This is a genomic window from Methylobacterium dankookense, from assembly GCF_902141855.1.
GTDB classification, from domain to species: domain Bacteria; phylum Pseudomonadota; class Alphaproteobacteria; order Rhizobiales; family Beijerinckiaceae; genus Methylobacterium; species Methylobacterium dankookense.
The window spans coordinates 193,068-219,421 of record NZ_CABFVH010000004.1 but is presented as its reverse complement, the minus strand read 5'-3'; the positions used below and the strand labels follow the sequence as shown (position 1 = coordinate 219,421).

Genomic DNA, 26,354 nt, shown 5'->3' with positions numbered 1-26,354 from the left:
CGCCCTGTCGCCGAGCGGATTCGCCGCCCTTCTAGAGGCTCGCGCGGCGGAGAGCCATGCCCCGGGCATCGTGTTTACTTCAGGTGTGATTTTTGGCCCCTGCTCGCTTGCATAAAGATCTCAGGTAACGATCTTTATGGGCCACCTGAGGTTGCCTATGCCGATCGACAACGCCGAGCTCGAAGCCGTCGTCACCGAACTCGCCCGCCGGCCGGGCCACGAGAAGGTGCGGGCCCTCCTCCACCGCATCCTCACCGGGGCCCTCGACGCGCGCAGCGAGCAGATCGCCTTCGAGCAGGCCCTGCCGGAGGTGCACGGCCGGGTCGACGCGCTGCTCGGCCGTACCCTCGTCGAGATCAAGGCCGACCTGCGCCGCGAGGGTGCGGCGGCCGAGGCGCAGCTCGCCCGCTACCTGCCCGAGCGCGAGGCGGCGACCGGACAGCGCTATGTCGGCCTCGCCACGGATGGGGCGCGCTTCGCGGCCTACGAGATGCGCGACGGCGACCTCGTCGCCCTCACCGCCCACGAGACGCGCCCCTCCGAGGCCCGGGCGCTGCTCGCTTGGCTCGAGGGCGTCATCGCCGTGCGGGACTGGCTGCCGGCGGACGCGGTCGGCATCACGAACGAGCTCGGCCGCCGCAGCGCCGCCTTCGCCCGCACCCACGGCCTGCTCCGCGACGCCTGGGCCGCGGTCGCCGCCGACCCGGAGGCGGCGCTCAAGCGCCAGCTCTGGGAGCGCCATCTGGGCTTCGTCTACGGCAAAGCGGTGGGCGGCGACGACCTCTGGCTGCAGCACACCTATCTCGTGATCCTGGCCAAGGCGATCGCGGCCGGCGCCATGCGCATCCACGGGCGCTCGCCCCAGGACCTCCTCGACGGACGCGCCTTCCGCGAGGCCGGCGTGCACGGGGCGGTGGAGGAGGATTTCTTCGGCTGGGTGCTGCAGGCCCCGAACGGCCCGGCCATCGTCGCGAGCCTCGCCGACCACGCCGCCCGGTTCGACCTCGGCAGCGTCGACGTGGACCTCCTGAAGGTGCTCTACGAATCCCTCATCGATCCGGAGCAGCGCCACGACCTCGGCGAGTACTACACGCCGGACTGGCTCGCCCGGAAGGTGGTGCGCCACGCCCTCGACAGGCCGGCGCAGCAGACCTGCCTCGACCCCGCCTGCGGCTCGGGCAGCTTCCTGTTCCACGCGGTGCGGCTGAAGCGGGAGGCGCTGTCGGGCGAGGGCGTGGCGGCCGAGGAGGTGGCGGCGCGCTGCTGCGCCGCGATCACGGGATTCGAAGTGCACCCGGTGGCGGTGATCTTCGCCCGCGTCACCCATCTCCTGGCTCTGGGCGAGGCGCTGCTGACCCGCGGCGGCGACATCTCGCTGCCGGTCTATCTCGGCGACGCGCTGCAATGGAACGTGCGGCGCGACGCGGCGGAGCAGGACCTCGTCATCGAGGTGCCGCCGCCGGGCGCCCGCCGGGCCGGCGGCTCGGTGCTGCGCTTCCCCCTCGCCCTCTGCGCCGATCCCGGCCTGTTCGACCGCGTGGTCACGGCCATGCACGACGCGAGCGAGGCGGGCCGCGACGCCGACGCCTTCCTGCGCGGCATCGCGGGCTGCCGGGTGCCGACGGCGCAGCACGGCACGCTGCGGGCCACCTACATCACCTATGACCGCCTGCGGCGCGCCGGCCGCGACCATGTCTGGGGCTTCATCGCGCGCAACCTCAGCCGGCCGGTGGCGCTCTCGGACGGGGCGCGGGTCGACGTGGTGCTCGGCAACCCGCCCTGGCTCTCCTACCGCTACATGTCGGCGGGCATGCAGGCCCGCTTCCGCGAGACCGCGCGGCGGCTCGGCGTCTGGGTCGGCCCCGACGAGGCCCGCCTCGTCACGCAGACGGACCTCGCCGGCCTGTTCTTCGTGCGCTGCGCCGAACTCTACGCCAGGCCGGTGCGCCACGGGCGCGCGGGCGGCGGCCGGCTCGCCATGGTGCTGCCGCTCGCCGCCCTCAGCCGGGGACAGTACCGCGCCTTCCGCACCGGCGCCTGGACCGGGATCAGCGTCGCCTTCACCGAGGCGTGGGTGCTCGACAACAAGGCGGTCGCCCCGCTCTTCCGGGTGCCGACCTGCGCGCTCTTCGCCACGGTCGCCGCCGCCCCGCGCCCGACGCCGGAGCGGGCGACGCTGTTTGCCGGCCGCCTGCCCTTCAAGGACGCCCCGGAGGAGCTGGCCGACCGCAACCTGCGGCTGGCCGAGGGGCCGGCGCCGCGCGCGGTGGGCTTCGCGGCGGAATCGCCCTACCGCAACCGCTTCCGACGGGGGGCGACGCTCGTCCCGCGCATGCTCTGCCTCGTGGAGCGCCGGGATGCCGGGCGCCTCGGCGCCAACCAGGCGGCGCCGGCCGTGCAGAGCCGGCGCTCGAACCTGGAAGATCCGCGCTACCGCGGCCTGCCCTCCCTCGACGGCTCGGTCGAGCGGGACTGCCTGCGCCCGGTCTATCTCGGCGAGTCGATCGCCCCGTTCCGCGTGCTGCGGCCCTTCGAGGGTGTCGTTCCCGTGGATGCGGAGGGCAACGTCCTCGACGCCCGGCAGGCGGGCAACCGCGGCCTCGCGCGCCTCGCGGCATGGATGGCGCGGGCCGAAGCGGTGTGGGACCGGACGAGCGCGCGCAAGATGGGGCTCGCGGCGCGCTGGAACTTCCACAACGGGCTCGAGAACCAGTTCCCGATCGCGGTTCTGCGCGTCGCGTTCGCCGCGTCGGGAACGCGTCCGGCCGCCGTGATCCTACGGGATGACCGCGGGATCGCGGAACATGCCCTCTACTGGTGCGCCGTCGAGAGCGAGGCAGAGGGATATTTCCTGCTCGCGATCCTGAACAGCGAGACCGCGCGCCTGCGCATGATGAACATCCAGGCGCGCGGCGAGCAGGGCGCCCGGCACTTCGACAAGCTGATGTTCACGCTGCCGATCCCGCTCTTCGACGCGCGGATCCGGCTGCACGCCGCGCTCGCCGCCGCCGCCGAGGCGGCTGAGGAGCTGGCGGCCACGGTGCCGGTCGCGGCGGACATGCCGTTCCAGCGGGCGCGCGGCGTCATCCGGACCGCCCTGCAGGACAGCGGCCTCGCGGAGCGGATCGACCTCCTCGTCGCCGAGCTGCTCGGGCCGGACCCATGGGGGAAGGACGAGGCCGCCGCCGTGCTGGAGGCGGCCGAGCCCTGATCCCGCGCGTGAAAGTCCCGTCGCCTCAGTGCGCGGCGGCCGGGGCCGGGGCGGTCTGGCTGTCCTGGCGGGCCTGCTTGTTGGCGCGGTGGCGGCCGATGGCGCAGCCCGCCGCGGCGCCGACCAGGCCGTGATGGCCGGCATAATGCCCGGCGATGCCGCCGACGACGGCGCCCTTCAGGCAGCCCTTGGCCTCGGCGGCGCCGGCCGCGGTCAGGGCGGCCAGCGCGATGACGGTCGCGGCGATGGTGCGGGTCATGGTGGATTCTCCTTCGATTCGGCTCTGGGAACGGAATCGCAGGCACCCCCGTTCCGGCCTCACGCAAGCGTGACGGAAGAGGCCGCGATGCCGGGCGCGGCGTCGAGGCATGAGCGGGCGGTGCTGGCGCCGGGGCTGGGGAGACGCCATCTTCGACCCGCATGGATGCTCCCCTGTTCGACACCGCCCTCGCCCGCCGCCGCCTCGCCCGCGCCCGCGCCGCCGGCTACGCCGACTTCCTGCTCGCCCGCGTCGCCGAGGATCTCGAGGATCGGCTCGGGGCGGTGCTGCGGCGCTTCACCGATGCCGTCGACCTCGGCACGCCGGCCCCGGCGGCGGCCCGCCTGCTGGCGCGGCGCCCGGAGGCCGCCACGACGTTGCGCCTCGCGCCGCTCCCCGAGCCGGCCGAGCCCGGCCTCGCCCTGGCGGTGGCAGATCCCGAGACGCTGCCGCTCGGGCCCGGCAGCGTCGATCTCGCGGTCTCCCTGCTGGCGCTCCAGGGCGTGAACGACCTGCCGGGCACCCTGATCCAGCTCCGCCGGGCCCTGCGCCCGGACGGGCTGTTCCTCGGCTGCCTGTTCGGCGGCGCGACCCTGACGGAGCTGCGCCAGAGCTTCGGCCAGGCCGAGAGCGAGGTGGAGGGCGGGGTGAGCCCCCGCGTCGCGCCCTTCGCGGCGGTGCGCGAGCTCGGCGCCCTGATGCAGCGGGCGGGCTTCGCCCTGCCGGTGGTCGATGCCGAGACCGTCACCGTGCGCTACGCCGACCCGTTCCGCCTATTGCGCGACCTGCGCGCCATGGGCCTCACCAACGCGCTCAGCGAACGCCGCCGGGCACCGCTGCGCCGCGAGACCCTGATGCGCGCGGCCGCGCTCTACCAGGAGCGCTTCGCCGACGTGGACGGACGCGTGCGCGCCACCTTCGAACTGCTCTGGGTCTCCGGCTGGGCGCCGCACGAGAGCCAGCAGAAGCCGCTACGCCCGGGCAGCGCGCAGGCCCGCCTCGCCGATGCCCTGGGCACCACCGAACTCAATGCGGGATCCAGCAAGGACAGGAGCGCGCCATGAAGCTGCCGGGCCCCGACCATCCGATCGCGATCCTGCCGCAGCCGGGCCTCGTCCGGGTGATCGTGGAGGGCACCGTCGCCGCCGAGACGCGCGCGGCGCTCAGCCTTCAGGAGGCGGGCTACCTGCCCGTCCTCTACATCCCGCGCGCGGACGTGCTGGGCGCGGTGCGCCGCTCGGCCCGGCGCAGCCATTGCCCCTACAAGGGCGACGCCAGCTATTTCGACCTCGTGGTCGGCGGGAGCGAGCGGGCGGACGCCGCCTGGAGCTACGAGGACCCGTTCCCGGCGGTCGCCGCCATCCGCGGCCACCTCGCCTTCTATCCGGGGCGGGTGGACGCGATCGAGCAGGGCTGATCGGAGCGCGCTCCCCCGAAGGATCCCGGTTCGGCGGACAATGCCCGCGCCTATTTCTGAAGGTCCTGGGCCATCTTCAGGTGCTCGGCCAGGGCCGGCTCGGTTTTGCGCGCGAAGGCCTTGAGCGCCGCATTGTCGCCGCCGCTGCCGTAGCGCTGGAACAGGTCGACGGCATCCTTGTGCGCCTTCACCTGATCCTCGCGGTACTGCTTGTTGAACTCCGCCCCCTGCAGGCCCTTCAGGGTGTCGAGCTTCTTCTGGTGGGTGCTGTCGAGGGCGGTGGGCAGGGTGGCCTGGACCTTCCCGTCCCGGACCACCTGCTTCATCTCGGCCGAGGTCTTCTCGTGGTCGGCGATCATGCGCTTGGCGAAGGCCTTGGCCGGATCGTCGCCGCGCTCGGCCGCGAGCTGGCTCGATTGCAGCTCGAACATGTCGCTGATCGCGGCCTCGGACACGAAGTCGGCGGTCGAGGGCGCGCGGCCGACCAGGGCATTCAGCCCGCTCTTCTCGCCGATCGATTCCGCGGAAGCCGGCGCGGCGGCGAGAAGGAGGGCGGCGGCGAGGGCGGTACGCGTGAACGGGGTCATGGGAAGGATCTCCGGGCTCTTTCCTGGCGAAGGCGGAAGGGCACCGGCCAAGTTCCCCCGAGCCGTCTCCTACAGGCCCGCGTCGTCGATCAGACCCCAGAAGGCATACTTGCGCCCGTACTTGCGGCGCAGGGCCGCCTTGTAGACGTCCGGCTCCGGCGCGACGGCGCCCGGCTCCAAGTGCTCGGCCAGGGTGTCGAGTTCGAGATAGTAGCGCGCCGCATGCGCGTAGGCGGAGCTCTGGCCCTTGTCGAGGATCGTCTCGAGGAGGCGGCGGAAGAGCAGCGTGGCCGCCTTCGGATGGCCGCTCACCGCCAGCGCATCCGCCGCGGGGGTGAGGACGGCGTAGCGCGTCCCGTCCCAGGCCTCGGGATGGGCGAGGACGAGGCGGGCGGCGCGCTCCAGGTTCGGCCAGCCGACGAGGAAGGCGAGCGCCCGGTGCCGGGTGGGGAAGGCCTCCGCATGGGCGAAGGCCCGTGCCAGCGCCTCGTCGTCCTCGAAATCCGGCAGCTTGGCGAGGTAGTCGCGCAGCATCGCGGCGTCGAGCAGGTCCGCGAAGCGCCCCCAGCGCATCTCCTGCGCCTCCTGCCCGCGGCCGAGGGCTTCAAGGGCCCGGATCTCGACCTCGATCCGGTCCCGGTCCGGATGGGGCTCCTCCACGAAGCCGGTGATCAGCTCGGCGCGGGTGGTGGTGCGGACGGCGGGCGCCGGCCGGCGCAGCCAGTCGAGGGCCTCGGCGGCCCGGCCTCCTTCGACCAGGCGCGAGGCGATGGCCACCCGGTCCGGCGCCTCCGGCATCAGCGCCTCCTCCAGGGCGATGAAGGCGTCCACGTCGCCGCGCCGGTCGGCGATGTCCTGGCGCACGCGCTGCATCAGCATGCGGCGGAACCGGTTCCCCCAGTCCGGCTGGGCCTTCGTACCGTCGTTGCCCAGTGCCCCCAGCGCCCCGGCGAGGCCCCGGTCGAGGTCGCCGAGCGCGCCCGGATCGAGCCGCGCCACGAGGTCCCGCAGCAGGCTGCCGAGGAACCCGTCCGGAGTGGCCACGATGCGAGGCACGAGGCCGAGCGCGAAACGCCCCGCCGCCTCCAGCGGCAGCGCCGCGGCGATCTCCACGGCGGCGTCCGTGGCGCGCTCGTAGAGCCCGCCGATCCGGCCGGTCCCGTCATCGACCCGGTTCAGCACCGAATCCGCGCCGCTCAGGAAGCGCACGATCCGGTCGAGGGCGGCCTCCGGGTCGAGGGGGCGCAGCTCGTTCAGGATCACCGTGACGGTGGCGTCGAGATCGGCCGCGAAGCTGCGGCGCTTCTGCCAGTCGATATAGCCGCGCGCGCCCTCCAGCGCAGCGAGCCGCCGGTCGACCATGGCGGCCACGGCATCCGGCCCCTGCCGGGCGGCGAGCGCTGCGCTGACGAGCTTCTTGAAGGCGGGGTTGCGGGCCGTCTCGTCGAGGATCAGGCCGATCAGGCGCTCGGGCCCGAGTTCGGCAAGCGTCTCCGGCGAGGGCGTGGTGCGGCGCGCGCCCTTCGGCCGATCGGGCTTCGCGCGCTCCGCCGTCGCGGGCCCAGTCTTGGCGGGCTCAATCTTGGGCCGCGCCGCCTTCACCTTCGGAGTCCGCGCGCCCGCCATGCCGACTCAATCTCCCGACCAAGCCCCCGCGTCGCGGGCTCTGGATCCTTACCGCGACGCGCTCTTCGTCGCCGAACCGGCGTCCACTTCGGCGGAGCGCGTCCTAATCCACGACCTTGGCGACGGGACGATCGTTACCCCTGGCCGTCTCGTCGTGCCAGGCTCCCGTCTTGTCCTGATAGCGGATGCCCTCGGTCGATCCGGGGACCTGCTGCTCGGCTGCGGCGGCCTGGGCGGCCTGCAGCGCCTCCTCCCGGCTCGGGAAGGTCTCGGAGAACACGTCGCCGACCTTGTAGGCGAAGCCGCCGTCGTGCTCGACGATGTGATAGATGATCTCGGACATGGACGCTCCTCGACGCTGTTGTGTCGCTGAGCGCGAACCGTCTGGGACGCGGACCGGTTCCGGCAATCCGGCTCAGTGCCGGGTCGGCGGCCGCTCCGAGAGGCGCTCGGCCGCCGCCTCGCAGCCCGCGATCAGGGAGCCGCGCACGTCGTCGGCGGCGTAGCCGACCCCGTCGGGGAAGGCGAGGGTCGCCGACGCGCCGTCCTCGACCCGGCGGATATGGGCGACCCAGGCCCCGTCCCCGCGCTCGAAGCGGACCTCGTAGGTCGCGCCGTCCTTCTCGAACCGATGCGGCTGCATGCGCCTGCCCTATCTCCACCTCAGGTCCGGCTTGCCCGGCACGCCCGGCCGGCGAAATCTGCCGGCGCCCGGCGCACCGCCCTCAACGGCAGGGCGCCCGGCCCACGAGGAGGCTCGCATGCGCCCGATCACGTGCTCGATCCCTGCTGCCGCGGCCGTCGCCGTGCTCTGGCTCGCCTCTCCCGCCGAGGCGCAGGGCGAGCGCGTGCCGCCGAACCCGTTCGCCTCGAACTTCCCGTCCGAGCCGCCCCCGCCCGTCGTGGCCGAGCGGCGCGACCCCCGCATCGTGCGCACCCGGCGCGTCCGCCGCCCCCCGCCGCCGCCCGAGATCGCACCCCTCCCCTCCGGCTTGGTGCCGGACTGAACGACGGAAATCCCGGGCTTCCAAAGGCCTCAGGCCTTTGGCGGGTCCAGGGCAGAGCCCTGGTCATCGAAGATCAGGGCTCTGCCCCGATACCCCGCCGAAGGGATGATCCCTTCGGAATCCCAGGACCGATCCCTCAATCGTCGCCGACGACGCCGGCCGCGTCCTGGGCCTGCAGCACGTCGGGCCGGGGCATCGAGATGATGTTGTAGCCCGAATCCACGAAATGGACCTCGCCGGTGACGCCGCCCGAGAGATCGGAGAGCAGGTAGAGGGCAGAGCCGCCGACATCGTCGAGGCTCACCGTGCGCCGGAGCGGCGCGTGCGCCTTCTGGTGGTTGAACATCAGCCGCGCATCCGCGATGCCGGCGCCGGCGAGCGTCCGCATCGGCCCGGCCGAGAGTGCGTTGACGCGGATGCCGGCCGGCCCGAGATCCGAGGCGAGGTAGCGCACGGAGGCCTCCAGCGCCGCCTTGGCCACGCCCATCACGTTGTAGTTCGGCATGACCCGCGTCGAGCCGCCATAGGTGAGCGTGAGAAGCGAGCCGCCCTCGCTCATGCGCTTGGCCGCGCGCTGGGCGATCTCGGTGAAGGAGAAGCACGAGATCGTCATGGTGCGCACGAAGTTGTCGCGCGTGGTCACCTCCACGTAGCGGCCCTTGAGCTGCGCCTTGTCCGAGAAGCCGATGGCGTGGACCACGAAGTCGATCCGGCCGTCGAAGGCCGCGTCGAGCCGGTCGAAGGCGGCATCCACCGAGGCGAGATCCTCCACGTCGCAGGGGATCACCACGTCGGAATCGAGCTTGGCCGCGAGCGGGCCGACCCGGCGGCCGAGCGCCTCGCCCTGGTAGGTGAAGGCGAGCTGCGCGCCGTGCCGGTGAAGCATCCGGGCGATGCCCCAGGCGATCGAGTGATCGTTGGCAACGCCCATGATCAGGCCGCGCTTGCCCGCCATCAATGCCGTCATTCGATCGTTCGTCCCACTCTCCGCGCGGTCCCGGCCGGGACCAGATCCAGGCTTCGAGCCATAGCCCGCCCGTCGCGAGCCTGTCCAATCCGGGCGCGGGACGGGCCGTGGAAACGCGAAAGCCCCGCCGGGGGCGGGGCTTGGCAGGCTCGCGTGGGGTGGCGGAGCTCAGAAGTATCCGCCGGTCCGGTCGCGGGCATCCTCGAGGAGCATCTGTTTGGCGAACACGGCCGCGCTTCCCGCGATGACCAGTCCGGCCAAGGTTCCGACGATGAACGGGACCACGACGACACTCCCCCCGACCTGCACGACAATGATCCGTGCAGGGTCGAAGTTCCGGTGTTCAGGCGTCGACGTGCTTCAGCACCAGCGTCGCGTTCGTGCCGCCGAAGCCGAAGGAGTTCGAGAGGACGTGGCCGAGCTTCGCCCCGTCCCGCCGCTCGCGCAGGATCGGCATGTCGGCGAAGGCCGGATCGAGCTCGTCGATATGCGCGCTCTCGCAGATGAAGCCGTTGTTCATCATCAGCAGCGCGTAGATCGCCTCCTGCACGCCGGTGGCGCCGAGCGAGTGGCCGGTGAGCGACTTGGTGGCCGCGATCGGCGGGCAGTTCTCGCCGCGGCCGAAGACCTCGCGGATCGCCTCGATCTCCTTGTCGTCGCCGACGGGCGTCGAGGTGGCGTGCGGGTTGATGTAGTCGATCCTGGCGCCCTTCAGGCCCTCGATGGCTTGGCGCATGCAGCGCACCGCGCCCTCGCCGGAGGGGGCCACCATGTCGTGGCCGTCCGAGGTCGCGCCGTAGCCCGCCACCTCGCCGTAGATGCGGGCGCCGCGCGCCTTGGCGTGCTCGTATTCCTCGAGGACCAGCACGCCCGCCCCGCCGGCGATGACGAAGCCGTCACGGCCCGCATCGTAGGCGCGGGAGGCCCGGGCCGGCGTCTCGTTGTACTTGGAGGACATGGCGCCCATGGCGTCGAACAGGACGGAGAGCGTCCAGTCCAGCTCCTCGCAGCCGCCCGCGAAGATGATGTCCTGGCGGCCCGCCTGGATGATCTCGGCGGCGTTGCCGATGCAGTGGTTCGAGGTCGCGCAGGCGGAGGAGATCGAATAGTTCACGCCGCGGATCTTGAACCAGGTCGCCAGCGTGGCCGAGGCCGTCGAGGACATGGCCTTGGGCACGGCGAAGGGCCCGACGCGCTTCGGCCCCTTGTCGGTGGCGATGGCGGCGGATTCCACGATGGTGCGGGTCGAGGGACCGCCCGAGCCCATGATGATGCCGGTGCGGTCGTTCGAGACGTCGCCGGATTCGAGGCCCGCATCGCGGATCGCCTGATCCATGGCGACGTGGTTCCAGGCGGTGCCGCCGCCGTGGAAGCGCATGGCGCGCCGGTCCACGACGCCTTCGGGATCGAGGGTCGGCGCGCCCGAGACCTGGCTGCGGAAGCCGTGGGCGGCCTGCGCCTCGTCGCGGGCGATTCCGGAGCGCGCCTCGCGTAGGGAGGCGAGCACTTCCTGCGTGTTGTTGCCGATGGACGAGACGATGCCCATCCCGGTGATGACGACACGGCGCATGAACGAACTTGTCTCCGCCGCGGCGGCAGGCCCGCTGCGCGCCGCGCTCCCGGTCAGCTAGGACGAAGCCGACACAATCTCAACTGCCGCGGGCACGGCACCGTTGCCCGGCGCCGCCGCGGCACGCGAAAAAAATCAGCTCTGGAACAGGGCGACCCGCAGATCCTGCGCCTCGTAGATGCGCTTGCCGTCGGCCTCCAGCCAGCCGTCGGCGATGCCGAGCACCAGCTTGCCCTGGCGCACGCGCTTGAGGTCGACCCCGTAGACCACCTGCTTGACGGTGGGCAGCACCTGGTCGGTGAACTTGACCTCGCCGACGCCGAGCGCCCGGCCGCGGCCCGGCGAGCCGAGCCAGCCGAGATAGAAGCCGACGAGCTGCCAGAGGGCGTCGAGGCCGAGACAGCCCGGCATCACGGGATCGCCCTTGAAGTGGCAGGGGAAGAACCAGAGGTCGGGGCGGATGTCGAACTCGGCCCGGACATGGCCCTTGCCATGCGCGCCGCCCTCGCTCGTGATCTGCACGATGCGGTCGAACATCAGCATCGGCGGCAGCGGGAGCTGGGCGTTGCCGGCTCCGAACAGCTCGCCGCGACCGCAGGCGAGAAGGTCCTCGTAGGAATAGCTCGACGCGCGGGGCGTGGTCTGCGCGGTGGTGTCGGCGTCTGAGGGCATGTGGGCGGTTCGATTCCCTGGATTCGCTTCGTCGCCGGAGGCTCGGCCGCGGGGCGGTGCCGAGCCGGAGCCGTCGGCGCGGCCGGGGGCAGCGCAGGGCGCGGCGCCAGCCTGTGTCGGCGCCTCGTTAGCACGGGGCCGGGCGCCTTCAAAGCTTTGCGCGGGATGCAGCGTATTGCAGGAGCGGAGTCGGGTTGCGACACTCACGCCTGTTTCGTATACTCCCGCATTAATCCCATGTCCGTACGAGAGCGTTCCGTCCGCCGATGTCCGAGCTGTTGCCCCTGCAGGCCGTCCTGAACGGCCGGACCGCCCCGCTCTCCGCGGAGGCGTCCGCCGCCGGCCGCCGCGGCTGCCCGCTCTCGGACCTGCGCGACCGCCTGCGCCGCGCCGGCCTGCGCCCGACCCGGCAGCGCCTGTCGCTCGGCTGGCTGCTCTTCGGCCGCGGCGACCGCCACCTCACGGCCGAGATGCTCTACGACGAGGCGATGCGCGCCAAGGTGCCGGTGTCGCTGGCCACCGTCTACAACACCCTGCACCAGTTCACCGAAGCCGGCCTGCTGCGCCAGCTCGCGCTCGACGGGTCGAAGGCCTATTTCGACACCAACCCGAGCGAGCACCACCACTTCTACCTCGAGGACGAGGGCCAGGTGATCGACATGCCCGATTGCGGCATCACCGTCGATTCGCTGCCCGACGCGCCCGAGGGCATGGAGATCGCCGGCGTCGAGGTGATCGTGCGCCTGCGCCGCCGGGGCAGCAACCGCCGCCAGAGCTGAGACGCGGCGCGATCGCGAGTCCGAAGAGAAAGGCCCGGGCGCTGCCCGGGCCTTTTCTCATTTCGAAGCTGCGCTCACTGCACCTTCTCGTTGGGATAGACGCCCCAGAGCCGGTCCTGGCGGATATAGCCGTCCACGTCGCCGCGGCGGGAGGGCAAAGCCACCACGAGGCGGCACCACGATCCGGTGCAGCTCTTCACGCTGCCGATCACCCCCGCCTCCAGCCGCGCCTCGTCCGGCGCGCCGTCGTCGGCGCTGGCGCGCAGCGGCACCGCCCCCTTGTCCGGCCCCTTCTGCGCGTTGACGATCGCCGTGCGCCGGCCCGACAGCAGCGAGTGCAGCACCCAGCCCTCCGTGCCCTCGGAATCGCGGATCCGGCGCCAGGTCTCGAACTCGGCGACGATCTCGACGGGCAGGCCGGCGCGCTGGAACACCCAGAGCGTGCGGTGGTCCTTCGACGGGCCCTCGCGCAGGTTCACCCGGTCGGTCTTCAGGCTGGCATAGCGCGGCAGCGGCAGCTTGGTGACCGGGCCGAGCCCGGCCTCGGGCATCGCGGCGGCCGGAGCCGGCGGAGCCGCGCCCGCGACCGTCGGGGACAAGCCCAGGGCGGCAACCGTCAGGGCAATCCGGGCCACGCGCATCCTCGCCATCCTTCCTCGTCTCGATCCTGCCTGGGGCGGATCCGAAAGCCCGGCCGGCGCAGGTGGCCGGCGCGGGGCCGGATTGTGTTCCGCCCTCGCTCTGGTAGAGAGGCCGGAGGCCCGAAACCTGCGTGTCGCCGGCTCCGGACCCGGCCCGATCCTGTCTGGCCGAGTTCGGTTAATGGAGGTTTGAGGCGCCCCCGTGCCGGAACCCGGCACGCGTCGCGCCGAGGCATGCGGCCACCGGGCCCGAGGCTGAAAACCTGCGTGAACGGCGCAGGGCGAGGGAGGAACGATGTCGAAGCGCAAGCCGCTCGTTGTGGTGACGCGGCGCCTGCCGGACGCCGTCGAGACGCGCATGCGCGAGCTCTTCGACGTGCGCCTCAACGCCGAGGACAAGCCGCTGTCGGCCGAGGCGCTCGCCGCGGCCCTGCGCGAGGCCGACGTGCTCGTCCCCACCGTCACCGACGAGATCGATTCCGGGATCCTCGCCCAGGCCGGCCCGAACCTGCGGCTGATCGCCAATTTCGGCAACGGCGTCGACCATATCGACGTGGCGGCCGCCCTGGAGCGCGGCATCACGGTCACCAACACGCCGGGCGTGCTGACCGAGGACACCGCCGACATGACCATGGCGCTGATCCTCGCCGTCGCCCGCCGGGTGGCGGAGGGCGCGCGCATCATCCCGGACGACGAGTGGAACACCGGCTGGTCGCCGACCTGGATGCTCGGGCGCCGCATCACCGGCAAGCGGCTCGGCATCGTCGGCATGGGCCGCATCGGCCAGGCGCTCGCCCGCCGCGCCCGGGCCTTCGGCCTGCAGATCCACTACCACAACCGCCGCCGCGTGCCGGCCGCCACCGAGAGCGCGCTGGACGCGACCTACTGGGAATCCCTCGACCAGATGCTGGCGCGGGTGGACATCGTCTCGGTCAACTGCCCGCACACGCCGGCCACCTACCACCTGCTCTCGGCCCGCCGCCTCAAGCTGCTCAAGCGCGAGGCCATCGTGGTGAACACCGCCCGCGGCGAGGTGATCGACGAGAACGCCCTCGCCCGCCTCATCGAGGCCGGCGACGTCTCGGCCGCCGGCCTCGACGTGTTCGAGCAGGAGCCGGCGGTGAGCCCGCGCCTCGTCAAGCTCGCCCGCACGGGCAAGGTGGTGCTGCTGCCGCATATGGGCTCGGCCACCCACGAGAGCCGCCTCGACATGGGCGAGAAGGTCATCATCAACATCAAGACCTTCATGGACGGCCACCGGCCGCCGGACCGCATCCTGCCGAGCATGCTCTGAGGGCACGCCCCCGGGACTTCCCGTCAGGGCTCTGCCCCGACACCCCGCCGAAGGGATGATCCCTTCGGCATCCCGGATCCTTCTATCGCCACTGCTCGAAGGCGCGCTGCATCACCTGGGCGCCGGCGCCGCCCTTCTCGAAGGTGATGACGGCGCGCTGGCCGCTGGCGTAGCGCAGGCCGAGATCGAACCAGTTGCGGTTGAGCAGCAGGTCGGTGTTGCGCTCCACGTCGCCGCGCAGCGACGAGAGGCCGATCAGGAACAGGTTCTCCCGCACGCGCACCGGCAGGCCCGCCACCGGCGCGCCGCGCCCCGCCTCGTCCTCCTTCGGCTGGAGCAGGCCGATCTCCTGCACCGAGCGCTTGGCGGCGTCGGGGCCGGTCGCGCTGAAGGCGAGGCTGATCGTGTGGGAGGCCGGCAGCGTCGCGTCGAGGTTACGCTGCAGGGTCATCACCAGGGTGAGGCCGGCATCGGGGATCGTCACCGTCGCGACCACGGCGGTCTGCAGGGGCTGGCCCTGCTCGCCGCTCACCGAATCGAGCCGCCAGAGCACGCGGCCCTGGCTCAGGACCGGCTGGGCGTCGCCCCCGCCCTGCGCCTCCTCGGCCAGGGTGGCGCGCTGCGCCACCGCGAGGTCGGGCTGGGCCGGGGCCGCGGCGCGGCTCGATCCGGATCCTTCGGGCGCGGGCTGCGGCGCCGGCGGACGCTCGGCCGGGGCCGGGTCGCCCCCGATCCGGTCTGAGAACTTGGCGTCGGCGTTCTCGGAGGTCTGCCCCTCGGACGCGGAAGGGCCGCCGGCCTGGATCTCGGCCGGCTTGTCGCGCAGCCAGTAGGCCGCCACCGCGATCAGCCCGATCACCACGGCGAGCACGGCGCCGACGAAGGCGTTGCGCAGGAGCCGCGAGCGGCCGCGCGGGGCGACCACGTCGATGCGCGGCCGCTGCCGCACGCCCGGGACCTCCCCGCGCGCCTGGCTCTCGGCCGCGGTGGCAGGCTCCGGCGCGGCGGCCTCGTCCGGCTCCGCGGGAGCGGGCTCGAACGCGGCCGTGCGCGGCGGGGCGATCGGGATCGCCGGCTCGCGCGGCGCCTTGGGCTCCGCCGCGGTGAAGCGCGGCGGCGGGGCCGGCGGCAGGAAGGGCTCGGGCTTCGTCTCGGGCTGCAGCGTCTCGGGCAGCGCGTGGGGCTCGGAGGCGGCCGGCTCGAGGCGCCGGGTCTGGAGGTCCTTCGGCTCGAACGGCCTCGGCTCGGGCGCCTCGGATTCGGCCGGCTCCGCCTCGGGTGGCGGCGGGACGGCGGCCGGCTCCGGCGGCCTCGAGGCCTCCAGCGGCGTCGAGGCCTCCGGCGGCGTCGAGGCCTCCGGCGGCTTGGCGGGGGGCTCCGGCTGCTTGACGGGCTCCGGCGGCTTGACGGCCTCTGGCGGCTTGACGGCCTCCGGCGGCTTGGGAGCAGCGGGGGGCGGCGAACTTGCGGCGTCGTTGGCCGGGGCCGGGACGTCGTAGCTCGTCTCAAGCCGGGCGATGGCCGCGTCGAGCGCCTTGCGCTCCACGTCGATGTCGCTCTCGGAGAGCGGCGGCTCGATCGAGCGGAGCTGCGTCACCAGGGCGTTGCGGGCCCGCTCGTAGACGGCGCGGCGCATGGCCGGCGTGCGATCGGGCAGAGCCTCCAGGGCACGCGCCAGCAGCGGGTAGTAGTCGGCCATCGTGCCCCGGTCCGGTCCCCTTCGAAGCCCCCGCATATGCGCGAGGGCCCCCTAAGTGCTCTTCACACGGCTCCCGATCGCCGGGAGCCCTCCCTCCGGCCGCGGCGGCGCAGCGGGCGTTGTGTGAGAGGCACTCAATCCTCGAAGGGGTTGTGCATCAGGATGGTGTCGTCGCGCTCGGGCGAGGTCGAGAGCAGCGCCACCGGCGCGCCGATCAATTCCTCGATCCGCCGGACGTACTTGATCGCCTGCGCCGGCAGCTCCGCGAAGGAGCGCGCCCCGGCCGTGGTCTCCGTCCAGCCCGGCATGGTCTCGTAGATCGGCTCGACGCGGGCCTGCGCGGCCTGGCTCGCCGGCAGGTGGTCGATGACCTGCCCGTCGAGGCGGTAGCCGGTGCAGATCTCGATCGTCTCGAACCCGTCGAGGATGTCGAGCTTGGTCAGCGCGATGCCGTGGATGCCGGAGGTCCGCACGGTCTGGCGCACCAGCACCGCGTCGAACCAGCCGCAGCGGCGCTTGCGGCCCGTGTTGACGCCGAACTCGCGGCCCTTCCGGCCGATCGTCTCGCCGATCTCGTCGAACAGCTCGGTCGGGAACGGGCCCTCGCCGACGCGGGTCGTGTAGGCCTTGGCGATGCCGAGCACGTAGCCGATGGCGCCCGGGCCGAGGCCGGAGCCCGTCGCCGCCTGCGCCGCCACGATGTTCGAGGAGGTGACGAAGGGATAGGTGCCGTGGTCCACGTCGAGGAGCGCGCCCTGGGCGCCCTCGAACAGGATGCGCTTGCCGTGGCGCCGCTCCTCGTCGAGCAGCGACCAGACCGGGGCGGCGTAGGGCAGGATGGTCGGCGCGATGGCCTTCAGCTCGCCGAGCAGGGCCTGCGCGTCGACCTCCTCGATGCCGAGGCCGCGGCGCAGGGCATTGTGGTGGGCGAGCAGCCGCTCGACCTTGGCCGGCAGCATCGCTTCGTCGGCGAGGTCCACCACGCGGATGGCGCGGCGGCCGACCTTGTCCTCGTAGGCCGGGCCGATGCCGCGCTTCGTCGTGCCGATCTTCAGGCCGACATTGGTGGTCTCGCGGAAATGGTCGAGCTCGCGGTGCAGCGGCAGGATCAGCGTCGCGTTGTCGGCGATGCGCAGGGATTGCGGGGAGACCTCGACGCCCTGCGCCTGGATCCGCGCGATCTCGTCCACGAGGTGCCAGGGATCGACCACGACGCCGTTGCCGATCACCGAGAGCTTGCCGCCGCGCACCACGCCCGAGGGCAGGAGCGCGAGCTTGTAGGTGACGCCGTCGATGACGAGAGTATGGCCCGCATTGTGGCCGCCCTGGAAGCGGACCACGATGTCGGCCTGCTCCGAGAGCCAGTCGACGATCTTGCCCTTGCCCTCGTCGCCCCACTGGGCGCCTACAACGACGACGTTCGCCATGCCTACCCTGATCCGTGCCTTCGATCCGTGAGCCGAGCCAGCGGACGCGTGAGCCGGCCGTGCGCGGGTAACCCGTTGCCGTGAGACCCTTTCCGCGATCCGGCCCGGGAAATCAAGCAAGCGGCCCGATCCGGCAGTGGGCGGCGGCCCCGCGCGACCGCCGGCACGGGGCGGATTGCGCGTTTCGCGGACGAGAGAGACATAGGGAAACGAGCGTCAGGCCGGGGCGCATGGCGTCCATGCAAGCCCCCCGCCCGCCGCTGGAACGGAGATCCTCGCGACGATGCGCACCGAGACGCCCCCGCTCATCCACCTCTCGGATTACCGGCCGAGCGACTTCCTGATCGACCGCGTCGATCTCGACGTGCGGCTCCATCCGAGCCGGACCCGGGTGACCGCGGTGCTGGCGCTGCGCCCGAATCCGGCGGGCGATCCGGACGCGCCGCTGCGCCTCGACGGCGACGAACTGTCCCTGGTCGCCCTCGACCTCGACGGGCGGCCCCTGCCCGAGGATGCCTATGCGGTGGGCCCGTCCGGCCTGGTGCTCGCAGCGCCGCCGCGGCGGCCCTTCACGCTGAGCATCGTCACGGAGCTCGACCCGGGCGCCAACACCAAGCTGATGGGCCTCTACCGCTCGAGCGGCGTCTACTGCACCCAGTGCGAGGCGGACGGGTTCCGCCGCATCACCTACTTCCTCGACCGGCCGGACGTGCTCTCGGTCTACACCACCCGCATCGAGGCGGACCGGGACGAGGCGCCGGTCCTGCTCGGCAACGGCAACCCCGTGGAGGCGGGCGCGCTCGACGGCGGCCGCCACTACGCGGTCTGGCACGATCCGCACCCGAAGCCCGCCTATCTCTTCGCCCTGGTCGGCGGCCGGCTCGGCAACGTCGCCACCCGCTTCACCACGATGGAGGGCCGGGCGGTCGCCGTCGCCGTCCATGTGGAACCCGGCAAGGAGGCACGCGCGGACTACGCCCTCGACGCGGTGGTCCGCTCGATGAAATGGGATGAGGAGGCCTTCGGCCGCCCTTACGACCTCGACGTGTTCAACGTCGTCGCCGTCTCCGACTTCAACATGGGCGCGATGGAGAACAAGGGCCTCAACATCTTCAACGACAAGTACGTTCTCGCCTCGCCTGAGACCGCCACCGACGCCGACTACGCGGCGATCGAGGCGATCATCGCGCACGAGTACTTCCACAACTGGTCGGGCAACCGCGTCACCTGCCGCGACTGGTTCCAGCTCTGCCTCAAGGAGGGACTCACCGTCTTCCGCGACCAGGAATTCTCCTCCGACATGCGCTCGCGGGCGGTCCACCGCATCGCGGAGGTGCGCCAGCTGCGCGCCCGACAGTTCCCGGAGGATGCCGGCCCGCTGCGCCACCCGGTGCGGCCGACGGCCTATGCCGAGATCAACAACTTCTACACGGCGACCGTCTACGAGAAGGGCGCCGAGATCGTGCGGATGCTCAAGACCCTGCTCGGGCCCGACGCCTTCCGCGCCGGCATGGACCGCTACTTCGCCGAGAATGACGGGCGCGCCGCCACCGTCGAGGATTTCCTCGACGCCTTCGCGGCCGTCAGCGGGCGCGACCTCGCGGCCTTCGCGCAATGGTATGCCCGGCCCGGCACCCCGCGCCTCGCCTTCCGGACCGCCTACGACGCGGCGGCGGGGACCTGCGACCTCACCCTCTGGCAGAGCCTCGACGGCGGCTCGGCCCTCGTGATGCCGGTGGCGCTCGGACTCGTCGGCACGGGCGGCGCGCTCGATGCGGATTGCCCGGACCTCGCGGACGGCGTCTACGTCCTGAAGGATGCGGAGGCGACGCTCCGCTTCCGCGGCGTGACGGAGCGGCCGGTGCCCTCGCTGCTGCGCGGCTTCTCGGCCCCGGTGCGCCTCGACGGCGCGCTCACCGAGGAGGACCACCTCGTCCTGCTCGGGCGCGACACCGACCCGTTCAACCGCTGGCAGGCCGGCCAGAGCCTCGCCCTGCGGCTGATCCGCGGGGGCGGCCCCGCCGACGCCTTCGCCGAGGCGCTCGGCCTGCTCCTCGACGCCGAGGCCCCGCGCGACCCGGCCTTCGCCGCCCTGATGCTCAGCCTGCCCGGCGAGGGCGAGGTCGCCAACGAGATCGAGGCGGAGGTCGATCCCGACGCGATCCACGGTGCGCGCAAGGGCCTCCGGGCCGCGCTCGGCCGCGCCCTGCGCGACCGGCTGGAGGGCATCGAGGCGCGGCTCGCCGAGCCCGCGGGCACGCCCTACAGCCCCGACGCCGCCGCGGCCGGGCGGCGGGCGCTCCGCAACGCCGCCCTCGACCTCCTCGCAGCGGGCGACCCCGAGACGGGCGCCGCCCGCGCCGCCGCGCGGCTGGAGGCGGCCACCAACATGACCGACCGGCTCGCGGCGCTCGGCACCCTGGCCCTGATCCCGGGCGACGCCCGCGAGGCGGCGCTCGCCGCCTTCGGCGCGCGCTACGCCGACGAGCCGCTGGTGCTCGACAAGTGGTTCGCCCTCCAGGCCACCATCCCCGAGCCCGGCACGCCGGAGCGGATCGAGGGCCTGAAGCGGCACCCGGCCTACGCGCTGACCAATCCCAACCGCGTCCGCGCCCTCGTCGGCAGCTTCGCCTTCGGCAACCCGACGCAGTTCGCGCGGGCGGACGGGGCCGGCTTCGCCCTCGTCGCCGACACCGTCGCGGCCCTCGACGGGACCAATCCGCAGGCCGCCGCGCGCCTGCTCACGGCCTTCGGATCCTGGCGGAAGTTGAAAAAATCGCGAGCGGCCAAGGCCGAGGAAATGCTCAACCGGATCAAGGCGATCCCGGGCCTGTCCCGCGATGTCGCGGACATCGTCACGCGGACGATTGCGCCGGTTAACCAATTGTAAACGTTCGACAATTGCGAATCGGGGCGATTCCGCAACACGCCGCCAGAGTCAACGCCGAATCCGAAAAACCCGTGGACAAGGGGTGTGGCGAACGCTCATATTGCATACAGATTCGGGGCGGCGCGGGGCGCCTCCCGGCAAGGCAATCTTCCCACGGTTGAGGTTCGCTCATGCCGGAGGCGGCTTCCGCTTCCTTCTCCGCGCGTGCGGGCACGATTCTCGGTGTCCACTGGCCCGCGCGGGCACGGAATGCCCGCCTGATCCGGGCCGAGGCGGCCCTCCGCTACGCGATCCCGGCGCTGCTCTCGACCTTCCTCGCCTGCCTCGTCGGCATCGCGGCGCTGCACATCCGCAGCCAGCGCGACGAGATCGTCGCCGCCGCCGCCACCGAGATCGAGGTCTTCACCCGCGCGGCCGCGGCGACGCGGCCCGGCGACCAGGGCGACCTCCGCAGCCTGACCACCGAGGCCGCCGCCCGCAACGGCCGCCGCCTGATCCTGATCTCCGCCGAGGAGCGCATCCTCGCCGCCCATCCGCCGCTCGACCGGGACACGACGAGCCTCGCCGGGCTGCTCGGGGATAGCGAGGCGCTGACCACCTTCGGCGAGCGCCTCGGCGCGACCGAGCTGGCGCCCACGGACGGCGAGCCGCTCATCGCCGCCATGCACCGTCTGCCGGACGGGCGGCGGATCGCGGTGGTGCAGACCCTGGAGCCGCTGCTCAGGGGCTGGCATACCCGCACCCGCGACCAGGTCGTGCTGATCGGCGCCTCCGCCCTCGTCATCATCGGCGTCGGCCTCGCCTACGGCCTGCAGAGCCGCCGCGCCGAGGGGGCGGACCGGGTCTGCGAGCAGATCCGCCAGCGCCTCGACATCGCGCTCGGCCGCGGCGGCTGCGGCCTGTGGGACTGGGACATCCCGCGCGGGCGGATCTACTGGTCGAACTCGATGTACGCCCTGCTCGGCTACCAGCGCGAGCACGAGTATCTCTCCTTCGGCGAGGTGAACGCCCTCGTCCATCCCGACGACGGCGACCTCTACAGCCTCGCGCGGGGGCTCGCCGCCAACCAGACCGTCGTCGACCACGCCTTCCGCATGCGCGGCGCCGACGGCGCCTATGTCTGGCTGCGCACCCGCGCCGAGGTGGTGCCGGATTCCGCCGATGGCGGCCACCATCTCGTCGGCATCGCCATCGACGTGAGCGAGCAGCACCACCTCGCCGAGAGCAGCGCCACCGCCGACATGCGCCTGCGCGACGCGATCGAGGCGATCTCGGAGGCCTTCGTCCTCTGGGACACCACCAACCGGCTGGTGCTGTGCAATTCGAAGTTCCGGCACCTGCACGCGCTCAACCCGGAAGACGCGCAGCCGGGCCGCCGCTACGGCGAGGTGATGGGCCGGGGCGTGCTGCCGCAGGTCCGCCGCGAGCTGCCCGAGACGGGCGCGGCCACCGCCCGCACCTTCGAGGCGGAACTCGCCGACGGCCGCTGGCTCCAGATCAGCGAGCGCCGCACCAAGGACGGAGGCTACGTCTCGGTCGGCACCGACATCACCAGCCTGAAGCGCCATCAGGAGCAGCTCGTCGCCTCCGAGCGCGAGCTGATCGAGACGGTGAAGGACCTCAAGCGCTCCCGCCGCACCCTGGAATTGCAGACCCAGCAGCTCGCCGACCTCGCCGAGCGCTATCTCGACCAAAAGGCCGCGGCCGAGAGCGCGAGCCAGGCGAAATCCGACTTCCTCGCCAATATGAGCCACGAGCTGCGCACGCCGCTCAACGCCGTCATCGGCTTCGCCGACGTGATGGCGAACGAGGTGTTCGGCCCCCTCGGCTCGCCGCGCTACGCCGAGTATTGCCGCGACATCGGCGAGAGCGGGCACTACCTGCTCTCGGTCATCGACGACATCCTGAACATGTCGCGCATCGAGGCGCACCGGGTCCGGCTGAACCCGCGCGAGATCGACGCCGAGGCGGCGCTCGGCGGCGCGCTCAAGCTCGTCGCCGAGGCGGCCCGCGCCAAGTCCCTGGAGATCAGCGTCGACCTCAGCCCCGGGATGCGGCTTCTCGCCGACGAGCGCGCCCTGCACCAAGTGCTGGTCAACCTGCTGCAGAACGCCGTGAAGTTCACGCCGCCCGAGGGGCGCGTCCTCGTCCGCGGCCGCACGGCCAGCGGCTTCACGCATCTCTTCGTCGAGGATACCGGCATCGGCATCCCGAAATCCGTGCTGCCCCGCCTCGGCCAGCCCTTCGTGCAGGTCGAGACCAACATGACCCGCAGCCACAAGGGCTCGGGTCTCGGGCTCGCCATCGCCCGCTCCATGGCCGAGCTGCATGGCGGCTCCCTCCGGCTCCGCTCGGAGGTCAATGTCGGCACCATCGTGCTGGTGCGCCTGCCCGCCCCGGCGCCGCAGCGCCTGCCCGCGATCGCCGAGAGCGGCGGCCGGCAGCAGGCCGTGTCGGCCCTGCGCGAGGCCTCCGGCGCGACGCCCCGGCTCCGGCGCGAGGCGCAGCCGGTCGCCTGACCCGCCCTGGAACTCAGCGCAGATAGATCACGCTGTAGAGCGTCGCCCGCAGCTCCGGTTCGGTGAGCCAGATCCGGCCGTTGTCGCAGCGCTCGCGGATGCCGGGGCGCAGGCGGGCGCAGTACTCGCCGGTATTGTCCTGCACCCGGTACTGGCAGCGCCCGCCCGCCTTGCGCCGCGCGATCACCGCGCTCGAATGGTCGGCGGCGAGGTCCGGATCCTTCGGGTCGCGCTCCTCCAGGATGTACCAGCTGTAGCCGATGGTCGGCGCCCGGCCGTGGTCGAGGGCGTAGTCGACCATGGCGAGCATGCGGTCGACCTGGGCCCGGGCCGGCGGCGTACCCGCCTCCAAGAGGTCCATGAATTCGAGTTGGGTTGCGGCGACCCGGTAGGAGACGGGCAGGAGCGGCACCGGCGCGGGGCGGCGCCGGCAGCGGCGGGCGACCTCGCGCAGCCACGCATCGTTGACGGCGTCGGCGCGGCGGCTGCGCAGCTTGCCCACGGTGGCACCCGTGCTGCGGAAGCACTGGGGCGCCGCCCGCACCACGGCCCCGTAGCGGGCGCGCAGGAAGAACGTGGTGAAATGCGCGTAGCCCTCGTGCGAGGGCAGGTCGCGCTCGTCGCAGAGGCCGTCGAGGTTGTAGAGGAGCGCGGCGGCATCCTCCTCGCCGCCCTCCAGCTTGTCGAAATAGGGCTCCAGGCCCGGATTGTGCTCCTTCGCGACATCGACCGCGTTGCGGCTCCAGGCGATGTCGGCGAGGTAATGGGGATGCGCCCGCAGATGCGCGGAGATGCGCGCGTCCGTGAGCGCGGAGAGGCGCGCGGGATCGGCGAAGTAGAACTTCGTCGCCACGTCGAGGGGCGAGACCGCGCGGCCGACCCGCTGCGAGATCATGTCGGCGGTGGCGTAGGCGAAGCAGATCGCGCTGTCCCCCTGCCCGACCGGGATATCGGCCGGCCGCGGCGAGATCTGGACGCCGCCGGGCAGCGCATGGGTCGCGGGCGGCATGACGATCCGCGCCGGCGCGCAGTCCCGGTTGCGCGCATAGGCCGGGGCCGCGGGCAGCAGGTGCGGGTCGGCCCCATCCGCGGCGGCGGGGCCGCCCAGCAGGATCGCGAGCAGCAAGAATCGGCCGAGACGGCGCGCGCGGGTCGTCGTTGGCAACGGGGATTGTCCTCGGAGCACGGCGGGATCGGCTCGGGCCCAGCCTATAGCACCGCTCGGGCTGGCGCGGCTGCGGCGCGGCTGCGTCAGCGCGGCGGCGCGTCCGCCCCGCGCCAGGGCGGCGCCCGGTCGGCGGCGAGCAGGGTGTCGCGCGACGAGGGCGGATCCTGCACCTCCGGCACCGTCTGGCCGGCGCGGCGCACGAGGCCCGCCAGGGCCTCGCGGGCGACGCGCGCGCTGGTCTCGGGCGGCAGCGCGGCGACCGACTGCGCCAGCGCCGCGCCCGCGGCCCCGGAGATGGCGCCCGTGACGGCACCGGTGACGGCATGGGACACCGCGCCCGCGGCCGCCTCGGCGGCGGCGCGCGGGTCCGCCCTGCCGCGCTCCAGGGCGAGGTAGGAGAGCGCGCCGATGACGAGGCTCGCGCGCAGCAGGAACGATAGGGCCATGGGAGGCGCTCCGCCTTCTTTCGCGCGCGAGCCTCCTGCGCCGGCCCTGAAGCCTCCGTCAACGCGCCCGGGAAACCTTCCGGAATGGTGAATCCGGAACGGCGCAGTGCCGGCCCGCCCGGTTACCTCGCGGAAAGCATCAGGACCGATCAACCCTGCACCGCAACACTCGTTTAAGCCGGGCTTGCGAGGTTCGACCCGTCTTCCGAAGTCGAGCGGGGGACGCGACGGCCTCTATCGGGCCCAGCGCTGCGGTGCCTGTCTTGCGTATCACCGATGTCCTGCCTTCACTGATCGACGCGCGCCTCGCGAGCCTCGTGCACGATTCGGCCCTGGCCGATCCGCGCATGCGCTTCCGGCACGAGCGCTTCCTGGTCTCGCGGCTCGCCACCGGCGCGGTGATGATGGCGGCCCTGCCGCCCTACCTGCTCTGGCGCGGGGTGCCGTCGGGCATCGAGGCCATGGCGGTGGCGAGCCTGCTGCTGCCGCTGCTCGGCGCGGCGCTCCTCTCGCGCACCGGCATCCTCTGGCTCGCCCACGCCGTCGCCTCGGCGGGACTCACCGGCCTCGTGGTCTGCCTTGCCGGCATGACCGGCGGGGCGGGCTCGGCCGCCGCGGTCTGGCTGGTGGCGATTCCCTTCGAGGCCGCCTTCTCCGGCTCGAGCCGGGCGACCGTGACGGCCGCGATCATCGCCGCCTTCGGCGCGCTCGTCGTCGCCTGCGCCGGGCCCTGGCTCGGCGTCCAGCCGATCGTCGACGTCTCGGCGGCATTGGCGATGCCGGTCTTCGTCATCACCGCGATCGGGCACGTCGCGGCGCAGATTCTCGAACACCTGCGCACCGAGCGGCAGTGGCATGCCCGGATGCGGGACAACGAGGCCCGCGACCGCCTGCTCCTGTCGGCGATCGACGACCTCGTGACCTGGCACGACGCCAACGGCCGCGTGCTGGAGGCGGCGAGCTCCGCCGCCCGCTTCGTCGGCGTCGCGGCGGACCGCCTGCGCGGCCACGGCCTCCTGGAGCGCATCCACGTCGCCGACCGGCCGGCCTTCCTGCAGGCGGTCAGCGACGTCGCCGCCCACGGCCAGCCGGCGACCCTGCAGTTCCGCCTCCACCTCGATCCCGGCGCGGAGCGTGCCGACGGCGCCCGGCTGATCCATGCCGAGATGCGGGCGCACCGGATCGAGAGCGGCCAGTTCGGCTCGGGGCCCGTCAGCGTGGTCGCCGTGACCCGCGACGTGAGCGAGCACCGCCGCTACGCCGAGGAGCTGGAGCGCGCCCGCGCCGAGGCCGAGCGCGCCGACGAGATCAAGAGCCGCTTCCTCGCCAACGTCACGCACGAGCTGCGCACGCCGCTCAACGCCATCATCGGCTTCTCCGAGGTGCTCGGCGGCGAAGGCGCCGTGACGCTCGGGCCGGAGCGGGCGCGCGAATATGCCGGCATCATCGGCGCCTCGGGCCGGCACCTGCTCGACGTGGTCAACTCGCTTCTCGACATGAGTCGGATCCAGAGCGGCAATTTCGACTACGCGCCCGAGGTGATCGACGCCGACGCGCTGGTGCGCACCTGCTGCGACCTGATGAAGCTGCGCGCCGACTCGGCCGGGATCAGCCTGGTGCAGATGCCGGCGCAGGGCGCGACCGAGATCACGGCGGATGCGCGCGCCTGCCGCCAGATCCTGATCAACCTGCTCTCGAACGCGGTGAAGTTCACGCCCCGCAACGGCCGCGTCGAGATCCGCCTGCGCCGGACGCGCACCGGCCTCGACATCACGGTGGCCGATACCGGCAGCGGCATCCGCGAGGCGGACCTGCCCCGTATCGGGACGCCGTTCTTCCAGGGCGGCAGCGGCGACTACAAGCGCATGCACGAGGGCACCGGCCTCGGTCTCTCGGTGGTGCAGGGCCTCGTCGGCCTGCATGGCGGCGCCATCGCCATCGAGAGCGCGCCGGAGGCCGGGACCAGCGTGACCGTGACCCTGCCGCTCGATTGCCGCCGGCCGGACGCGCCGATCGCGCTCGCGCCGGTCACCACGGCGGTGCGGCGGACTGCCCGCCCGGCCGCCGCCGCGCCGCTGCTGCGGCTGCCGCTGGGATTGTTCGAGGCCGGGCCGGTGGCCGGGCATGGCGAGGGCGAGACCGGGATCGCCGTCCCGCTGAAGCGGAGCGCCTGAG

The 26,354-nt window shown here is 72.7% G+C and carries 22 protein-coding genes; 9 read left to right on the top strand and 13 right to left on the bottom strand.

Features of this window, described 5'->3' with window-relative positions; genetic code table 11:
- Positions 1-157 precede the first annotated feature (157 nt).
- A complete protein-coding gene (locus MTDSW087_RS05740) occupies positions 158-3,211 on the top strand; it encodes an N-6 DNA methylase (RefSeq protein ID WP_144761350.1) in 3,054 nt (1,017 codons plus the stop codon).
- A 25-nt stretch (positions 3,212-3,236) separates the two neighbouring features.
- Here MTDSW087_RS05740 and MTDSW087_RS05735 read toward each other — a convergent pair whose 3' ends face one another.
- On the bottom strand, positions 3,237-3,470 hold the full coding sequence (locus MTDSW087_RS05735) for a hypothetical protein (RefSeq protein ID WP_144761347.1): 234 nt from the start codon (positions 3,468-3,470) through the stop codon (positions 3,237-3,239).
- 161 nt (positions 3,471-3,631) lie between these two features.
- On the opposite strand from MTDSW087_RS05735, the gene MTDSW087_RS05730 reads away from it, so the two are divergent.
- Positions 3,632-4,534 carry a methyltransferase domain-containing protein gene (locus MTDSW087_RS05730; RefSeq protein ID WP_144761344.1) on the top strand — a complete coding sequence of 301 codons (903 nt, stop codon included), beginning with the start codon at positions 3,632-3,634 and terminating at the stop codon, positions 4,532-4,534.
- The gene (locus MTDSW087_RS05725; protein ID WP_144761341.1) at positions 4,531-4,887 is read left to right on the top strand and encodes a DUF427 domain-containing protein; all 357 of its coding nucleotides are present in this window, start codon (positions 4,531-4,533) and stop codon (positions 4,885-4,887) included. The genes MTDSW087_RS05730 and MTDSW087_RS05725 overlap by 4 nt, the downstream gene beginning before the upstream one ends.
- A gap of 50 nt (positions 4,888-4,937) precedes the next feature.
- On the opposite strand, the gene MTDSW087_RS05720 is transcribed toward MTDSW087_RS05725, so the two are convergent.
- The 4 genes from MTDSW087_RS05720 to MTDSW087_RS05705 form a co-directional block, all read right to left on the bottom strand.
- Entirely contained in the window at positions 4,938-5,474 is a 537-nt protein-coding gene (locus tag MTDSW087_RS05720; RefSeq protein WP_144761338.1) for a DUF4142 domain-containing protein, read from the bottom strand.
- 69 nt (positions 5,475-5,543) lie between these two features.
- Positions 5,544-7,100, bottom strand: a complete 1,557-nt coding sequence (locus MTDSW087_RS05715; protein WP_238179231.1) for a DUF6880 family protein — start codon at positions 7,098-7,100, stop codon at positions 5,544-5,546.
- 103 nt (positions 7,101-7,203) lie between these two features.
- On the bottom strand, positions 7,204-7,443 hold the full coding sequence (locus tag MTDSW087_RS05710; RefSeq protein ID WP_144761335.1) for a DUF2188 domain-containing protein: 240 nt from the start codon (positions 7,441-7,443) through the stop codon (positions 7,204-7,206).
- Positions 7,444-7,515: 72 nt separating this feature from the next.
- Positions 7,516-7,743, bottom strand: a complete 228-nt coding sequence (locus tag MTDSW087_RS05705; RefSeq protein WP_144761332.1) for a hypothetical protein — start codon at positions 7,741-7,743, stop codon at positions 7,516-7,518.
- A gap of 118 nt (positions 7,744-7,861) precedes the next feature.
- Between MTDSW087_RS05705 and MTDSW087_RS05700 the strand changes: the two genes are divergently transcribed.
- A complete protein-coding gene (locus MTDSW087_RS05700; protein WP_144761329.1) occupies positions 7,862-8,107 on the top strand; it encodes a hypothetical protein in 246 nt (81 codons plus the stop codon).
- Positions 8,108-8,243: 136 nt separating this feature from the next.
- On the opposite strand, the gene fabI is transcribed toward MTDSW087_RS05700, so the two are convergent.
- The 3 genes from fabI to fabA form a co-directional block, all read right to left on the bottom strand.
- Complete coding sequence (gene fabI, locus MTDSW087_RS05695; RefSeq protein ID WP_144761326.1) at positions 8,244-9,074, bottom strand: enoyl-ACP reductase FabI; 831 nt, start codon at positions 9,072-9,074, stop codon at positions 8,244-8,246.
- Between the two features lie 343 nt (positions 9,075-9,417).
- Positions 9,418-10,644, bottom strand: a complete 1,227-nt coding sequence (fabB, locus tag MTDSW087_RS05690) for a beta-ketoacyl-ACP synthase I (RefSeq protein WP_144761323.1) — start codon at positions 10,642-10,644, stop codon at positions 9,418-9,420.
- A 135-nt stretch (positions 10,645-10,779) separates the two neighbouring features.
- Entirely contained in the window at positions 10,780-11,316 is a 537-nt protein-coding gene (gene fabA, locus MTDSW087_RS05685; RefSeq protein ID WP_144761320.1) for a 3-hydroxyacyl-[acyl-carrier-protein] dehydratase FabA, read from the bottom strand.
- A gap of 266 nt (positions 11,317-11,582) precedes the next feature.
- Between fabA and irr the strand changes: the two genes are divergently transcribed.
- A complete protein-coding gene (gene irr / locus MTDSW087_RS05680; RefSeq protein WP_144761316.1) occupies positions 11,583-12,095 on the top strand; it encodes a Fur family transcriptional regulator Irr in 513 nt (170 codons plus the stop codon).
- Between the two features lie 74 nt (positions 12,096-12,169).
- Here irr and MTDSW087_RS05675 read toward each other — a convergent pair whose 3' ends face one another.
- Complete coding sequence (locus tag MTDSW087_RS05675; protein WP_144761313.1) at positions 12,170-12,736, bottom strand: SH3 domain-containing protein; 567 nt, start codon at positions 12,734-12,736, stop codon at positions 12,170-12,172.
- 295 nt (positions 12,737-13,031) lie between these two features.
- Here MTDSW087_RS05675 and MTDSW087_RS05670 point away from each other — a divergent pair, with 295 nt between their 5' ends.
- Positions 13,032-14,030, top strand: coding sequence for a 2-hydroxyacid dehydrogenase (locus MTDSW087_RS05670; RefSeq protein ID WP_144761310.1), 999 nt, complete (start codon positions 13,032-13,034; stop codon positions 14,028-14,030).
- Positions 14,031-14,112: 82 nt separating this feature from the next.
- On the opposite strand, the gene MTDSW087_RS05665 is transcribed toward MTDSW087_RS05670, so the two are convergent.
- Both MTDSW087_RS05665 and MTDSW087_RS05660 read right to left on the bottom strand, forming a co-directional pair.
- A complete protein-coding gene (locus tag MTDSW087_RS05665; RefSeq protein ID WP_144761307.1) occupies positions 14,113-15,729 on the bottom strand; it encodes a TMEM200 family protein in 1,617 nt (538 codons plus the stop codon).
- A gap of 134 nt (positions 15,730-15,863) precedes the next feature.
- Entirely contained in the window at positions 15,864-17,156 is a 1,293-nt protein-coding gene (locus tag MTDSW087_RS05660) for an adenylosuccinate synthase (protein ID WP_144761305.1), read from the bottom strand.
- A gap of 283 nt (positions 17,157-17,439) precedes the next feature.
- Here MTDSW087_RS05660 and pepN point away from each other — a divergent pair, with 283 nt between their 5' ends.
- Complete coding sequence (gene pepN / locus MTDSW087_RS05655; protein ID WP_144761301.1) at positions 17,440-20,046, top strand: aminopeptidase N; 2,607 nt, start codon at positions 17,440-17,442, stop codon at positions 20,044-20,046.
- A 170-nt stretch (positions 20,047-20,216) separates the two neighbouring features.
- The gene (locus tag MTDSW087_RS05650) at positions 20,217-22,565 is read left to right on the top strand and encodes a PAS domain-containing sensor histidine kinase (RefSeq protein WP_144761298.1); all 2,349 of its coding nucleotides are present in this window, start codon (positions 20,217-20,219) and stop codon (positions 22,563-22,565) included.
- A 13-nt stretch (positions 22,566-22,578) separates the two neighbouring features.
- On the opposite strand, the gene MTDSW087_RS05645 is transcribed toward MTDSW087_RS05650, so the two are convergent.
- Together MTDSW087_RS05645 and MTDSW087_RS05640 are read right to left on the bottom strand one after the other, a co-directional pair.
- Positions 22,579-23,730, bottom strand: a complete 1,152-nt coding sequence (locus tag MTDSW087_RS05645) for a hypothetical protein (RefSeq protein ID WP_144761295.1) — start codon at positions 23,728-23,730, stop codon at positions 22,579-22,581.
- A gap of 86 nt (positions 23,731-23,816) precedes the next feature.
- Complete coding sequence (locus tag MTDSW087_RS05640) at positions 23,817-24,179, bottom strand: hypothetical protein (RefSeq protein WP_144761292.1); 363 nt, start codon at positions 24,177-24,179, stop codon at positions 23,817-23,819.
- A 254-nt stretch (positions 24,180-24,433) separates the two neighbouring features.
- On the opposite strand from MTDSW087_RS05640, the gene MTDSW087_RS05635 reads away from it, so the two are divergent.
- Positions 24,434-26,353 carry a sensor histidine kinase gene (locus tag MTDSW087_RS05635; protein WP_238178896.1) on the top strand — a complete coding sequence of 640 codons (1,920 nt, stop codon included), beginning with the start codon at positions 24,434-24,436 and terminating at the stop codon, positions 26,351-26,353.
- The last annotated feature ends 1 nt before the right edge of the window (position 26,354 follow it).

What these genes read in the sequence shown, in the direction of transcription:
- MTDSW087_RS05665 (WP_144761307.1), bottom strand. Translation starts at nt 15,729, where the DNA reads ATGGCCGACTACTACCCGCTGCTGGCGCGTGCCCTGGAGGCTCTGCCC.
- MTDSW087_RS05715 (WP_238179231.1), bottom strand. Translation starts at nt 7,100, where the DNA reads ATGGCGGGCGCGCGGACTCCGAAGGTGAAGGCGGCGCGGCCCAAGATT.
- MTDSW087_RS05725 (WP_144761341.1), top strand. Translation starts at nt 4,531, where the DNA reads ATGAAGCTGCCGGGCCCCGACCATCCGATCGCGATCCTGCCGCAGCCG.
- fabB (WP_144761323.1), bottom strand. Translation starts at nt 10,644, where the DNA reads ATGCGCCGTGTCGTCATCACCGGGATGGGCATCGTCTCGTCCATCGGC.
- pepN (WP_144761301.1), top strand. Translation starts at nt 17,440, where the DNA reads ATGCGCACCGAGACGCCCCCGCTCATCCACCTCTCGGATTACCGGCCG.
- MTDSW087_RS05740 (WP_144761350.1), top strand. Translation starts at nt 158, where the DNA reads ATGCCGATCGACAACGCCGAGCTCGAAGCCGTCGTCACCGAACTCGCC.
- irr (WP_144761316.1), top strand. Translation starts at nt 11,583, where the DNA reads ATGTCCGAGCTGTTGCCCCTGCAGGCCGTCCTGAACGGCCGGACCGCC.
- fabA (WP_144761320.1), bottom strand. Translation starts at nt 11,316, where the DNA reads ATGCCCTCAGACGCCGACACCACCGCGCAGACCACGCCCCGCGCGTCG.
- MTDSW087_RS05720 (WP_144761338.1), bottom strand. Translation starts at nt 5,474, where the DNA reads ATGACCCCGTTCACGCGTACCGCCCTCGCCGCCGCCCTCCTTCTCGCC.
- fabI (WP_144761326.1), bottom strand. Translation starts at nt 9,074, where the DNA reads ATGACGGCATTGATGGCGGGCAAGCGCGGCCTGATCATGGGCGTTGCC.
- MTDSW087_RS05640 (WP_144761292.1), bottom strand. Translation starts at nt 24,179, where the DNA reads ATGGCCCTATCGTTCCTGCTGCGCGCGAGCCTCGTCATCGGCGCGCTC.
- MTDSW087_RS05730 (WP_144761344.1), top strand. Translation starts at nt 3,632, where the DNA reads ATGGATGCTCCCCTGTTCGACACCGCCCTCGCCCGCCGCCGCCTCGCC.
- MTDSW087_RS05735 (WP_144761347.1), bottom strand. Translation starts at nt 3,470, where the DNA reads ATGACCCGCACCATCGCCGCGACCGTCATCGCGCTGGCCGCCCTGACC.
- MTDSW087_RS05710 (WP_144761335.1), bottom strand. Translation starts at nt 7,443, where the DNA reads ATGTCCGAGATCATCTATCACATCGTCGAGCACGACGGCGGCTTCGCC.
- MTDSW087_RS05700 (WP_144761329.1), top strand. Translation starts at nt 7,862, where the DNA reads ATGCGCCCGATCACGTGCTCGATCCCTGCTGCCGCGGCCGTCGCCGTG.
- MTDSW087_RS05660 (WP_144761305.1), bottom strand. Translation starts at nt 17,156, where the DNA reads ATGGCGAACGTCGTCGTTGTAGGCGCCCAGTGGGGCGACGAGGGCAAG.
- MTDSW087_RS05650 (WP_144761298.1), top strand. Translation starts at nt 20,217, where the DNA reads ATGCCGGAGGCGGCTTCCGCTTCCTTCTCCGCGCGTGCGGGCACGATT.
- MTDSW087_RS05670 (WP_144761310.1), top strand. Translation starts at nt 13,032, where the DNA reads ATGTCGAAGCGCAAGCCGCTCGTTGTGGTGACGCGGCGCCTGCCGGAC.
- MTDSW087_RS05675 (WP_144761313.1), bottom strand. Translation starts at nt 12,736, where the DNA reads ATGCGCGTGGCCCGGATTGCCCTGACGGTTGCCGCCCTGGGCTTGTCC.
- MTDSW087_RS05705 (WP_144761332.1), bottom strand. Translation starts at nt 7,743, where the DNA reads ATGCAGCCGCATCGGTTCGAGAAGGACGGCGCGACCTACGAGGTCCGC.